This window comes from Melittangium boletus DSM 14713 (genome assembly GCF_002305855.1).
GTDB lineage: Bacteria > Myxococcota > Myxococcia > Myxococcales > Myxococcaceae > Cystobacter > Cystobacter boletus.
Genome location: NZ_CP022163.1, coordinates 3,575,350 through 3,588,132, shown reverse-complemented (window position 1 = coordinate 3,588,132; position 12,783 = coordinate 3,575,350). Strand labels below are relative to the sequence as shown.

General features: G+C 68.5%; 12 protein-coding genes. 10 read left to right on the top strand and 2 right to left on the bottom strand.

What is annotated here, in order from left to right; genetic code table 11:
* Positions 1-44: 44 nt before the first annotated feature.
* The 8 genes from MEBOL_RS15025 (at position 45) to MEBOL_RS14990 (ending at position 8,725) form a co-directional block, all read left to right on the top strand.
* On the top strand, positions 45-788 hold the full coding sequence (locus tag MEBOL_RS15025) for an MlaE family ABC transporter permease (protein WP_095982798.1): 744 nt from the start codon (positions 45-47) through the stop codon (positions 786-788).
* A gap of 2 nt (positions 789-790) precedes the next feature.
* Entirely contained in the window at positions 791-1,603 is an 813-nt protein-coding gene (locus tag MEBOL_RS15020) for an ABC transporter ATP-binding protein (protein ID WP_095978078.1), read from the top strand.
* Positions 1,600-2,817: an MlaD family protein gene (locus MEBOL_RS15015; protein ID WP_095978077.1), complete on the top strand. Its 1,218-nt coding sequence runs from the start codon at positions 1,600-1,602 to the stop codon at positions 2,815-2,817. The genes MEBOL_RS15020 and MEBOL_RS15015 overlap by 4 nt, the downstream gene beginning before the upstream one ends.
* Positions 2,818-3,429, top strand: a complete 612-nt coding sequence (locus MEBOL_RS15010; RefSeq protein ID WP_095978076.1) for a peptidylprolyl isomerase — start codon at positions 2,818-2,820, stop codon at positions 3,427-3,429.
* Positions 3,430-3,461: 32 nt separating this feature from the next.
* Positions 3,462-4,232 (top strand): SDR family NAD(P)-dependent oxidoreductase, encoded by a 771-nt coding sequence (locus MEBOL_RS15005; RefSeq protein ID WP_095978075.1) that lies wholly within the window; start codon positions 3,462-3,464, stop codon positions 4,230-4,232.
* Positions 4,207-5,004 carry an Imm52 family immunity protein gene (locus MEBOL_RS15000; protein WP_342747771.1) on the top strand — a complete coding sequence of 266 codons (798 nt, stop codon included), beginning with the start codon at positions 4,207-4,209 and terminating at the stop codon, positions 5,002-5,004. The genes MEBOL_RS15005 and MEBOL_RS15000 overlap by 26 nt, the downstream gene beginning before the upstream one ends.
* Positions 5,005-5,034: 30 nt before the next feature.
* Entirely contained in the window at positions 5,035-7,323 is a 2,289-nt protein-coding gene (locus MEBOL_RS14995) for a xanthine dehydrogenase family protein molybdopterin-binding subunit (RefSeq protein WP_095978073.1), read from the top strand.
* 103 nt (positions 7,324-7,426) lie between these two features.
* Positions 7,427-8,725 (top strand): lyase, encoded by a 1,299-nt coding sequence (locus tag MEBOL_RS14990; protein ID WP_095978072.1) that lies wholly within the window; start codon positions 7,427-7,429, stop codon positions 8,723-8,725.
* 31 nt (positions 8,726-8,756) lie between these two features.
* Here MEBOL_RS14990 and MEBOL_RS14985 read toward each other — a convergent pair whose 3' ends face one another.
* The gene (locus MEBOL_RS14985; RefSeq protein WP_170115513.1) at positions 8,757-10,070 is read right to left on the bottom strand and encodes a sensor histidine kinase; all 1,314 of its coding nucleotides are present in this window, start codon (positions 10,068-10,070) and stop codon (positions 8,757-8,759) included.
* Between the two features lie 153 nt (positions 10,071-10,223).
* Positions 10,224-11,258: an alcohol dehydrogenase catalytic domain-containing protein gene (locus tag MEBOL_RS14980; RefSeq protein ID WP_095978070.1), complete on the bottom strand. Its 1,035-nt coding sequence runs from the start codon at positions 11,256-11,258 to the stop codon at positions 10,224-10,226.
* 67 nt (positions 11,259-11,325) lie between these two features.
* Between MEBOL_RS14980 and MEBOL_RS14975 the strand changes: the two genes are divergently transcribed.
* Both MEBOL_RS14975 and MEBOL_RS14970 read left to right on the top strand, forming a co-directional pair.
* Positions 11,326-12,201: a LysR family transcriptional regulator gene (locus MEBOL_RS14975; protein WP_095978069.1), complete on the top strand. Its 876-nt coding sequence runs from the start codon at positions 11,326-11,328 to the stop codon at positions 12,199-12,201.
* A gap of 44 nt (positions 12,202-12,245) precedes the next feature.
* Positions 12,246-12,779 carry a hypothetical protein gene (locus MEBOL_RS14970; RefSeq protein ID WP_095978068.1) on the top strand — a complete coding sequence of 178 codons (534 nt, stop codon included), beginning with the start codon at positions 12,246-12,248 and terminating at the stop codon, positions 12,777-12,779.
* The last annotated feature ends 4 nt before the right edge of the window (positions 12,780-12,783 follow it).

Genomic DNA, 12,783 nt, shown 5'->3' with positions numbered 1-12,783 from the left:
CCGAGGTGGACACCTCGTCCGGTGAGGACTCCTTCACCGGCCGCATGAAGGAGCGCATGGAGCGCCTGGGGTCCATCGCGCTGATGACGGGCCAGGTGTTCACCCGCGCCTTGAGCCCGCCCTATTCGGGCTCCGCCTTCATCTACCAACTGGAGGCGCTGGGCGTGCGCTCGCTGCCCATCGCCCTGCTCACCGCCACCTTCGCGGGGCTCGTCATCTCCTTGCAGTTCGGCTTCTTCCTGGCGCGCTTCGGCGTGCAGTACACCGTGGGCCGCGTCGTCGTGCTCACCCTGTTTCGCGAGCTGTCCCCCGTGCTCATCGCCCTCACCGTGGGCGCTCGCGTGGGCTCGGGCATCGCCGCCGAGCTGGGCAGCATGACCGTCACCGAGCAGGTCGACGCCATCCGCGCGCTCGGCGCCGACCCCTTGCGCAAGCTCGTGGTGCCGCGCGTGCTCGCCTGCTTCGTGCTCGCCCCCGCGCTCACCGTGCTCGCGGATGTCATCGGCATGGTGGCCGGCGCCCTCGTGGTCAACGTCCAGTACGGCATCGGCTTCAACCTGTTCTTCAAGGGCGCCCTGGACGTCATCCTCATGAGCGACTTCCTCTCCGGCGTCTTCAAGGGCTTCGTCTTCGGGGGAATCATCGGCATCGTGGGCTGCTTCAAGGGGCTCACCGTGCAGAACGGCACCGAGGGCGTGGGCCGCGCCACCACCGAGACCGTCGCCATCACCTCCGTCACGGTCTGCCTGGCCGACTTCTTCATCACCAAGCTCACGCTCTCCCTGTGAACATGTTCTCGCGCCCCTCGCCGCGTCTGCGCTTCCACCCTCCCCAGCCCGGGGAAGAGCTCATCCGCTTCGAACACCTGCGCAAGGCCTTCGGCCCCAAGCGCGTCTATGACGACGTGCGGCTGTCCGTTCACGCCGGGGAGACCCTCACGGTCATCGGCGGCTCGGGCACGGGCAAGAGCGTGCTGCTCAAGTGTCTCATCGGCCTGCTGCGCCAGGACTCCGGACGCATCCTCTTCCAGGGGCAGGACCTCTCCGACTTCCGAGAGGAGGACTTCATCGCCCTGCGCCGGCACGTGGCCATGGTGTTCCAGGGCGCGGCCTTGTTCGACTCGCTCTCCGTGGGCGAGAACATCGCCTACCCGCTGCACGAGCACTTCCCGGACATGACGCCCGCCCAGGTGCGCGAGCGCGTGGCGGAGAAGCTCGCCCTCGTGGGCCTGCCCGACACCGAGCACCTCAAGCCCGCGGACCTGTCCGGCGGCATGCGCAAGCGCGTGGGGCTCGCGCGCGCCATCGCCACCAACCCCGAGGTCATCCTCTGGGACGAGCCCACGACGGGGTTGGATCCCGTCACCACCGAGACCATCAACCAGCTCATCCTGGACATGCAGCGGCAGCTCGGCTGCACGTCCATCGTGGTCACCCACGACATGATGAGCGCGTTCACGGTCTCGGATCGCATCGCCATGTTGGCCCATCGCAGGATCGTCCAGGTGGGCACCCCCGAGGAGATGAAGCGCTCCTCGGTGCCCGAGGTCCGTGCCTTTCTGGACGCGCGCAAACAGGAGTTGGAGCGGGAGGCGGCGCCGTGAGTGTGTTCACCAATACTTCCAAGGATCGACGTCTGGCGCTGCGGGTGGGCGCCTTCATGGTGATGGCGCTGGTGCTGGCCGGACTCGTCGTCATGCTCATCGGCCAGGAGACGCACCTGTTCGAGAAACAGGTCCTCTACCGCACCTACTTCGCGGGCGTGGATGGGCTGTCCGAGCATTCTCCCGTCTGGCTCAATGGCCTGGAGGTGGGCCGCGTGGACGGCGTGGGTTTTCCCACCGCGCCCGGAGAGAAGCGCATGGAGGTCCGCCTGAAGCTGGGCGCCGAGTACGCCTCCCGCATCCGCGCCGACTCCGTGGCCCAGCTCTCCAGCATGGGGGTGCTCGGAGACAAGGCGGTGAACATCACGCTCGGCTCCCTGGACCAGCCCCCGCTGGCCGAGAACGGGGTGATTCCCAGCGAGGGCGGCGGGGACGTGGCCGCGATGCTGAGGGGCGCTTCCAAGGTGCTCGAGGACGCCGTGGTGGTGAGCGCCACGCTGCGCAAGGCCGCCGAGGCCTACGCGGACCCCGCCATGGCCCAGGACGTGGCCGCCGGCGTGCGCAGCCTCCGCCATCTGATCGAGGAGGTGGAGAAGGGCGACGGTCTCCTCCACGCCCTCATCTATGACAAGGATACCGGCAGGGAAGTGCGCACCCTCGTGGCCAATGCCTCCCGCACCGCCATGCGCATGGACCGGGCCGTCGCCCGCGTGGATTCCCTGCTCGGCGAGGTCGAGCACGGCCAGGGCACCGCCCATGCGCTCATCTACGGCCAGGATGGCGTCAACGCCCTCAAGGAACTGGGCTCCGCGGCCGGACAGCTCGCCGGACTGCTTGAGGACGCCAAGACGAATCCCGATGGCGCCGTGCACCAGCTCGTCTACGGCAGCGCGGGCAACATGCTGTCGGACCTGGGCAGCGCCGCCGCGGACATCAAGCAGATCACCGCCATGGTGGCTCGCGGCGAGGGCTCGCTCGGCGGAATCCTCAAGGATCCCACCGTCTACGAGGACCTGCGGCAGGTCGTGGGCAACGTGAAGCGCAACCGCTTGATGCGCGCGCTCGTGCGCTTCGCGATCGACAACAACGACAACGTCCAGTACGTGGGCCGGCCCCTCTCGCCCCAGGACGCGGCGGCTCGACAGGCCATCGGTGGCTCGGGCCCGGAGCCGACCCTCGTGCCCCTGCCAGTGCCCTCGGGTAAGAATCCCTAGATGCGCTCCCTGATCGCGTCCGCCTGTGGTGTCCTGCTGCTCCTCGCGTCTTCCTCCCTCGCCGCCGCGCCAAAGGCGGCCCAGGCGCCATCGGGCAAGGTGAACGTGATCCTCAAGACCGAGAAGGGCGAGATCGAACTGGAACTGGACGCGGCGCGGGCTCCGAACACGGTCCGCAACTTCCTGCACTACGTGGACGCGGGCCTGTTCTCCGCGGGCGTCTTCCACCGCACCGTGACGCCCGACAACCAGCCGGACAACGCCGTGAAGATCGAGGTCATCCAGGGTGGCATCGCTCCTGGGAAGGCCTCCGAACAGCGCCCGCCCGTGGCCTTGGAGCGCACGAGCGTGACCGGGCTCAAGCACCTGGAGGGCACGGTGTCGATGGCGCGCGACACGCCCGACTCGGCGATGTCCGACTTCTTCATCTGCGTGGGCGACCAGCCCGAGCTGGACTTCGGTGGCAAGCGCAACCCGGATGGTCAGGGCTTCGCCGCCTTCGGCCGGGTGGTGCGCGGCATGGACGTGGTGCGCGCCATCCAAAAGGCTCCGGCGAAGGGACAGCGGCTCACTCCACCCATCCGGATTCTCAGCGCCACGCGGAAGGGCTGAGCGGTCGCGGCGCGTGAGGTAGAACACACCGCATGGACCTGGAACTCAAAGGCAAGACGGCACTCGTGACGGGCAGCAGCCGGGGCATCGGACGGGCCATCGCCCTGGGCCTGGCGCGCGAGGGCGTGAAGGTGTGTTTGAGCGCTCGCGGGGCGGAGGGCTTGGAGGCGGTGGCGTCGGAGCTGCGCGCGGCTGGCGCGGACGTGGCCCTGGTGGCGGGAGACGTGGCCACGCCCGAGGGAGCCCAGGCCGCGGTGGAGATGGCGGTGCGCTCCTTCGGCGCGCTCGACATCCTCGTCAACAACGTGGGTGGCAGCGGAGGGGCGGGGGCCTTCGACGTGGCCAGTGCCGCGCAGTGGAAGGACGTGGTGGACCGCAACCTGCTGTCCACGGTGTGGTGCAGCCAGCACGCGGTGGAGCACATGAAGACGCGCGGCGGCGGTTGCATCGTGCACATCAACTCCATCTTCGGCCGGGAGTACGCCACCAGCGCGCCCTATACGGCGGCCAAGGCGGCGGTGACCGCGCTCACCAAGGAGATGGCCGTGGACCTGGCGCGCCACCGCATCCGCGTCAACGGCGTGGCTCCGGGCGCCATCTTCTTTCCGGGCGGGAGCTGGGACCGTCGGCGCCAGAAGGACCCCGAGAAGGTGGAGAAGATGGTGCGCGAGGAGTTCCCCTGGGGCCGTTTCGGCACGCCCGAGGAGGTGGCCGAGGTGGTCGTCTTCCTCTGCTCCGAGCGCGCCCGCTGGGTCACCGGCGCCACCGTGCCCGTGGATGGAGCCCAGGGCCGGGCGTTCTGATGGGGCCCTGATTGCGCTATCACGCGTCATGTTCGAGCGGCACTATTTGGGCGCATACTGGGGTCCTCGGCGGGAGACGGCGCTGGAGTGTGCCCGGCGCGCGGAACTCTTCTTCCACCTGCTGGCGAGGTGTGACCCGATGTTCGCTCAGTGGTACCGGGGGGGACGGGGTTTTCCTCGTGAGTTGCCAGGCTACCCCGTCCGCTCTGATGCGGAAGAGTGGGAGCAGTTGTTCCTCCGAGGGAGGAACCGCACGGACGTCGGCAAGAATGTCATCGAGGACCTGGGGTTCACCGAGCATGTATGGAACGCGAAGAAGGTGCGAACCCGCGTCCAGCTCCACTGCGGTGAGTACTCGCCCTGGGGATCTGGAAACACCTGCCTCCTCTACCCGCCGGAGGAGGGCCCGGGGCGGGAGCAATTGTTGCGCGCCCCCTTGATGACCGCGGTTCTCTCCAGCGTAGCGACAGCCTGGGACCCCGACTTCGCCATGGTCAGCTCGACCGACATGGTGGATCTCATCGAGAAGCGAAATCGGGAGGTGCGGGTGGGCTGGTTGACCTACCTGTCGCGCCGCTTGGGGCGAGTGCCACCGCTGCCCGCGCCCGTGCGCATCGAGCCGGTGGGCGAGTTGGGCTGGCTGCTCATTCTCTCCTCCGAGGCCATGACGGCGAGCAACCCCGAGCATGTGGCGTTCACCGCGCGTGTACGTGAGTTGCTGGACAGGGCGGGTCTCATCGAGCGGCCCGAGCCCGGACCCGCCGACGGGTGATACCTTGAGGCTCCTGCTCCAGGAGTTCTCATGAAGACCCATCCCGTGGCGCACCTGACCCATGGACCGGCGACGTCACGCATCGATGGCATCGCCAAGGTGACGGGCCGCGCTGATTACTCCGCCGATGCCGTTCCCGAGGGGCTGGCCCATGCCGTCCTCGTCGGTGCCACCATCGCTCGCGGGAAGATCGCGAGCATCGACACGGCCGCGGCGCTCGCCGCGCCCGGTGTCCTCGCCGTGTTGACCCACGCGAACGCACCGAAAATGAAGAAGGCCGCCGCTTTTCCCCTGGGCGCCTCGGGTCATCGTCGCCGTCCCTTCCTGGACGAGGAGATCCACTACCGGGGCCAGCACATCGCCGCCGTCGTCGCCGTCAGCCTCGAGGCGGCTCGTCATGGGGCCTCTCTCGTGCGGGTGACCTACCGTGACGAGACTCCCCCCGCCGCGACGCTGGCCACCGGTGACGTCCAACGCATGGCCAGCATGGGGTTCATGGCCAAGGCGCTCAGCGAGGACACCCAACGCGGTGAGCCGGATTCCGCGCTCGCCTCGGCGCCTCTCGTCATCGAAGCCGTCTACACCACGCCTCGCCACTACCACGCCGCCATGGAGCCCCATGCCACGCTCGCCTGGTGGGAGGGGGAGGACCGCCTCTCCGTGCGCGAGGGCTCGCAATGGGTCGACGGCGCCCAGGACGTGCTGGCGAACTGGTTCGGTTTGAAGCGAGACGATGTCCGCCTCATCTCCTCCTTCGTGGGCGGTGGATTCGGCAGCCGCGTCAACATCTACCCGCATGCCGCCATCGCGGCGATGGCCTCGCGCGTGGTGGGCCGTCCCGTGAAGCTCGTCCTGTCCCGCTCCCAGGTGTTCCTGGCGGTCGGCAACCGGCCCGCCACCCGGCAGCGGCTGCGACTCGGTGCCGACGCCCAGGGCAAGCTCTCGGCGTTGATCCACGAGACCGCCAACGAGACGAGCCGCGATGCCCTCTATGGTGAGCCGGGCTCCCGCTCGTCCCACGCCACCTATGCCGTGGCGAACTACCGGGCCGAGAACTCGGTCGCCGAGCTCGACATCTCCCCGCCGGGCTGGATGCGCGCCCCTGGGGAGGCACCGGGCAGCTTCGCCGTTGAATCGGCCCTGGATGAGCTCGCGGCCAAGGCCGGAACCGACCCGCTGGCGCTGCGGCTGCTCAACCATGTCGATTCGGACCCGCACAGTGGCAAGCCCTGGTCGAGCCGCAAGCTCAAGGAGGCCTACGCCGCGGGTGCCGAGGCGATCGGTTGGTCTCGACGTTCGGCCGAGCCTCGAAGCCGCCGCGAGGGGCATGAGTGGATTGGGCTCGGCATGGCGACCGCCTCCTATCCGACCCGGAGCTTCCCCTCGGAGGCCCGGGTGGGCGTTTCCCGTGAGGGGCGTGTGTTCGTCGAGAGCCGCGGCGTCGACATCGGCCAGGGCACCTATACCGCCATGGCGATCGTCGCGGCCGAGGTGCTGGGCGTGTCTCCCTCTCTCGTCGACGTCCGGCTCGGGGATACGCGCTACCCCCGCTCGGCCATGGCCGGTGGTTCCATGTTGTCCCAATCACTGGGAGACGCCGTCCATGGCGCCGCCGTCGAGTTGCGCGAGAAGCTGCTCGACCTCGCTCGCCGGACGAAGGGCTCCTCCCTCCAGGGAAAGGAGCGCGCGGCGCTCGGCGTCCGTGATGGCCGAGTGGTGTCCCTGGATGCGCCGACGGTGGGTCTGGACTTCGCGGCCGTTGTCTCCACCCAGGGCGAGGCGGGGCTCTCCGTCACCTACCACAGCCTCCCCACGATGGTCAGCCGGATCATCGGTTCCAAGGCCTTCACCTCCGCGGCGGGCGTCCGAGTGCAGACGGCGGGTGACAGCTCCATCCACAGTTGGGGCGCGCAATTCGCCGAGGTCGCGGTCGACGAGGAACTGGGCATCATTCGCGTGCGCCGCATGGTCGGGGCGTTCGACTGTGGGCGGATCCTCAATCCCAAGACGGCGCGCAGCCAGATGATCGGCGGCATGACGATGGGGCTCGGCATGGCCTTGCTGGAGGCGGGGCACGTCGACCCTCGCACGGCCCAGCTCGTGAACGGAGACCTGGGCGAATACCTCGTTCCCGTGCACGCCGATGTGCCGGAGATCGAGGTCTTGTTCGTGGGCGAGCCGGATCCTTCCAATGCGCTCGGAATCAAGTCCGTGGGAGAGATTGGCATCACGGGCGTCGCCGCCGCCATCGCCAACGCCGTCTACAACGCCACCGGACGCAGGCTGCGCGAGCTCCCGCTCCAGCTGCGCACGTCCTGAGTCTTTTTCTCGCGGGAATTGGAGATTTTACGGCTCTGGCGGGTTTTCATCGTTCTGGGAGGGTGGTACATCCACCCTGTCCTCATTCCTCCTGGAGCCCTCCATGCGTCGCGTCCTCCCCGTCCTCGTCCTGGTTCCCCTTCTCGGATGTGGGCCGGAATCCGCCCTGGAGGAGGTTCCGGCCCTGGAGGTGAATGCCGAGGCGCTCGCGGTGCCGACGCTCGCCAGTCCTCCCCAGGCCGCCGTGGACCTGGCCATCGCCGCGCCCCTGGGCCGCTTCGGGACCAATGCCTCCGGCGGGCGCTACTGCGTGGATTGTCATGGCCAGTCCATCCTGCTCGCCGTGGCCTCCTTCAAGGGCAACACGAGCGCCGATGCGCGGCTCCTGCAGCAGATCCGCTACGTCATTGGCAACGGGCGGGATCCCTTCGGCAACGGCGGCTACATGGCCCAGCACGAGCGGATGATGACGGGCATGTTCGCGCTCGCGAAGCGCACGCCGCGTGTCTGGAATCAGCTCACCGCCACCGAGGTGCAGAAGATCGACCTCATCATGAAGGCCACGCTGGTGGGCTCGGCCTACACCACCTCCGATGCGAGCTACCTGAATGGCGCCGTTCCCACGGGCATCGACGGGGACACCAACCTGAATCGCGGCTGGAACCCCAACTACCGCGAGGGAATGGTGGGCGCGATGCTCGTCTCCACGCTCTACCTGGGCGGGCGGACCCCCACCGAGGCCTTCCTCAATGCCTACTCGCATGCCTCGTTCGTGACGCAGCTCCAGGCGCAGGGGCTCACGACGCTCCACAAGGTGTTCAACACCGCCGTGTCCACGCCCTCGGCCGGAGCCCCGAGCGCCTCCAAGATCCAGGCCGCCATCAAGAACTACCGCTACAAGGGATTGGCGCTCGACCAGCTCTTCGACATCTACGTGCAGCTGGCGAATGACACGTTCAGCGCCACGGTCGACTGCGGCCTCAACAACGGCGCGGGCGTGGCCCTGGGCAATGGCGAATCCTCCGGCTACCTCGTGACGGGGTGCTCACAGCTTCCCAACAAGGGGAAGGTGGGTCAGCTCAAGGAGTTCCGCTCCAATGACGCCCAGGGCTCGCGCAGTGCCACGTTCTACGCCTACGACGGTTTCAAGCCGCACCTCATCAACCACGCGGTGCTGGTGGCCTATGGCGCCATGCCCGCGGGCACCTCGACCACCGCCGTGGTCAACCGCATCTCCGTGGGCGCGCAGGACTTGTTCTTCAAGGTGAGCAAGGGCTACCGCAACTACGCCAAGGGCAAGGACTACGGCCTCTACCAGTTGCCGGCCTCGGGCGTGGGCGATGGCTTCCAATACAACCGTCCGCTCTGGGAGAAGGTCATCGCTCCCGCGCACGGTCTTTGAGCGTCATTCTTTGAGCGTCATTCTTTGAGCGTCATTGCGCGAGCTGCCCGGAGGCCATGGCACTCCGGTCGCTCGCGGGCAGTCGGACGGTGATGCAGGTCCCCCGCGCCGGCTCCGATTCGACGTCGATGCGCCCCCCATGGCCGGTGACGATGCCATAGGCGACGGCGAGGCCCAGGCCCGTTCCCTGGCCCACGGGCCGGGTGGTGAAGAACGGCAGGAAGAGCGAGCGGCGCACCTCCGTCGTCATGCCCACGCCGTTGTCCCTCACCTCCACCAGCGCCTCGTCTTGCTCGAGCCGGGTCCTCACCTCCACCACGCCCCCCTGTTCGGGGAGCGCCTGCCCGGCGTTGGCGAGGAGGTTCACGATCACCTGGCCGATCTGCCGGGGCCGGCCCCTCAGCGGCGGCAGCTCGCTCAGGTCCAGCTCCACCCGGCAGCGCCCCTTCAATTCATCCCGGGAGCGGCGCAGCGCCGAGGCGACCTCCCGGTTGAGATCGAACTCGACGGGCGCTTCCAGATCTCCCCGGGCGAAGCACCGCAGATCCGCCATGATGTCGTTGACGCGGCGGATGCCGTCGAGGGTTTCCGGCAGGACTTCGTCCACGTACTCGCGCAAGGGCCCTGGCAGTTGGGGCTGCGCGGAGAGGTCTCGCGTGAGCCCCCGGATGTTGCTGGTCACGAAGGCCATGGGGTTGTTGATTTCATGCGCCACTCCCGCGGCCAGTCTGCCCAGGCAGGAGAACTTCTCCTGCTCCACGAGCTGCTCCTGCATCCGCTGGAGCTTCTGGTAGTTCGTCCGGGCGTCCTCCAGGGCGGCGAGGAGCATCTGATGGCTCGCCTCGCCATACCCATACAGCAGACAGGCCATGACGCAGACCGTTCCCACGACCCCGGGCGCGATTCCGTCATACAGGGCCCAGCCCGCCGCCGCCGGCAGGAAGATGCCGATCGCCAGCCGATGCTCGAGGCGGTGGTCCCGCTCCGCGAGCCCATTGATGAACACCACCTGGAAGAGGACGTGCAGCCAGGCCAGCGGACTCCAGTCGAGGAGCCGCGCCTCCAGCAGGGTGACGACCATGTTGATGCCCATGGCGACGTTCAGGCCCGATTCCCGGCGGGTCGTCCATTTCGCCCAGACGTACACCCACAGGTTGGCCAGGAGCCGGGCCCCGTGCAGGCCGAGGAGGCTCGCCACCGTCTCCCATTGGCCCCAGGTGCTCGCGAGCATCAGGGCCTCCACGGTGAGCATCGCCACGGCGCTCCAGCGCAGCACCTTCCCGTTCACGGGATTGTCTCCCGGGCTCTCCCCGGGACTGGCGCTGGAAGTGGAAGTCGTCGTCATCGGGCTCCTCATCGGTGGTGGATCGAGCGTAGGGATGCTGGCGAGCGGCCTCACTCCTTCCGGGCGCGTCCACGTGCTTCATGCGTGAACCGCGCGACAACCGTGTTCCTCGGGCCCATGGATTTGCCCGGTGCCGGACAGATGCGGCTTCGGTCACGTCTTCTTGGGCACATCGCGCAGGAGGATGATCTTCCCGCGGATGCCTCCGCGCTCCAGCAGTTCCTGACCGGCCCTTCCCGCCAGCAGCGGCAGGCGGTGGGCGATCAGGGGTTGGATGCGCCGCTCCGCCAGCAGCGTGAAGAGCTGGGAAAGATCCTCGCGCAGGAGCGAGGGATCCTTCTGATAGAGCTGGGTGATGCCATAGACGGACGGGCGGCGGCCCAGGAGCCGTGTTCCCACGAAGAGCGCCAGCAGGCCGCTGAGGCCGCCCACGTTGTCGCCGCCTCCATGGCGGCCCACCGCGCTCGTGAAGCCGTAGGAGATGAGCCGTCCTCCCCGCCGGACCGCGCGCGTGCACCTCGCGATGCTGTCCCCGCCAATGCCGTCGAAGGCCACGTCCACGCCCTCGGGGAGGCGCTTCCTCACGGCCTCGTCGAAGGGCCGCTCCCGGGAGTCGATGAACGTCGCTCCCAGTTCACGCACCAGCCCCGCCTTGGGCGGAGAGTCCACGCCGTACGCCTGGACTCCGGCCACCCGCAGGAGTTGGAGCAGCGCCGTGCCCACGCCTCCTCCCGCTCCCGTCACCAGCGCGCTCTGGCCCGCCCGGAGCCGCGCCACGCGGTGGATCATCTGATACGCCGTCACGTAATTGAGGATGAGCGCGGTGACCTCCGCGTCGTCGAGCCCCTCGGGGACTGGGATGAATTCTCCAGCGTCCCGGATGATGGACTCGGCATAGCCGCCATGAACGGTGAGTGCCGCGACGCGCTGCCCGGGTGTGAAGCCCGTGACCCCAGGCCCGATGGCCTCCACGTCTCCGACGACCTCGTAGCCCGGCGTGAAGGGCAACTTCGGGGCATCGGGGTGGTAGCCCCGCCGCATGATGATGTCGGTGAATCCGACGCCGGTCGCGCGCACTCGCAGGCGCACCTGGCCGGGGCCGGGTGCTTCGAGGGGCAACTCGCGGAGTTCGAGCGCGTCGAGGCCGCCGTTCCTCGTCAGCACGACCGCACGGTAGGTGGAAATCATTCGCGCACAGCTAGCGCTCCGCGTCCGTGAGCGTCGAGATGCGGGCGTGCAATACTGCGTTGCACGTATGCAGGCGACGAGTTGGGACGATCTGCGTTTCTTTCTCGCCGTGGTTCGTCACGGGACGCTGGCCACGGCCGCGCGAGAGCTGGGCGTGAATGCCTCCACCGCCGGGCGCCGCATCCAGGCCCTGGAGAAGTCGCTCCGGGTGCGGCTCTTCTTGCGCACGCGCGAGGGGTTGTGGCCCTCGACGGCGGGAGAATTGCTGCGTCAGCGGTTAGAAACGCTGGAGCCGGAACTCGCGCGGTTGCTCAGCGGTGAGCTGACGCCCGCCGAGACGGTGGCGGGCACGGTGCGCATCGCCACCACGGAAGCCCTGGCCACGTACCTGGTCGACCGGGGGCTGTGCTCCTTGAAGGACGAGCACCCGGGGTTGCGGCTGGAAATCCTCGGGGGCAACCGCACCGTGGACATGTCCCGGGGCGAGGCGGACATCGCCGTCCGGCTCATCCGGCCCGAGGGCGCCAATCTCAAGGTGCGCCAGCTCCAGTCCCAGAGCTACGCGGTGTACGGCGCGGCGAGCTACCTGCGGCAGCGGGGGCGGCCCCGGAGTGAGCGGGAGCTGGCGGGGCATGACGTGCTGGTGGTGGGCGGCGAGCTGGGCGCGCTGGCGGAGGCGCGCTGGATGGAGGGGCAACAGGGCACGCGCATCATCCTGCGCACCAACAGCATGTCGGCGCTCGTGGCGGGGGTGTGCAAGGGCGTGGGGCTGGCGGTGCTCCCCGCGGGGTGGGCCCAGATGGAGCCGGACCTGGAGCGCCTGTTCGACGTCCCCGAGTTGCCTCGCCGGCCCGTGTGGCTCGTCATCCAGTCCGAGGCCTGGGAGCGGGCCGCCGTCCGCGTCGTGGCCAACCGGCTCAAGGAGCTGTTCGGCCTGGAGTAGGCGCGGGTCCACGGGAGGGGGGCGGATGTGTATAGAGTGCGGCCGTGCTGAGGCTCTACAAGAAGGAAGGCGGCACCCTCCGCTATTGGGAAGCGTGGGTGCACGAGCAGTCCATCACCCTGCATTGGGGCGTCGTCGGAGAGACGGGCGAGGAGAAGGTGCTCCCCCTGCCCGCGGACGAGGAGGATCCGGACATGGCCATCGCCCAGCTGGCCGAGCCGCTCGTGGACCAGGGCTATGAGGATCCGGACCTGGAGGAGATGATTCCGCTCGTCATCCAGTACGCGTTGAAGGGCAAGGGCTCGGGCCAGGACTTCGAGAAGCGCCACAACGTGGAAGCCGTCATCAACGACACGCTCGGCTGGACGGGCAATGGCGAGGTGGAGGGCGCCGAGTCCCAGCCGGGCCGGATGAACGTCTACTTCCGGGTGATGGACGCGGACGTGGCCGTGCGCACCCTGCGCGAGGCGTTGGAGAGCGAGGAGTTGCTGGAGGGCGCCGTCATCGCGGTGGCCCCCGACGAGGGCGAGCCCCGCGTGCTCTGGCCCGCCGTCCACGCCGTCCCCTTCAGGCTCTGAGCCC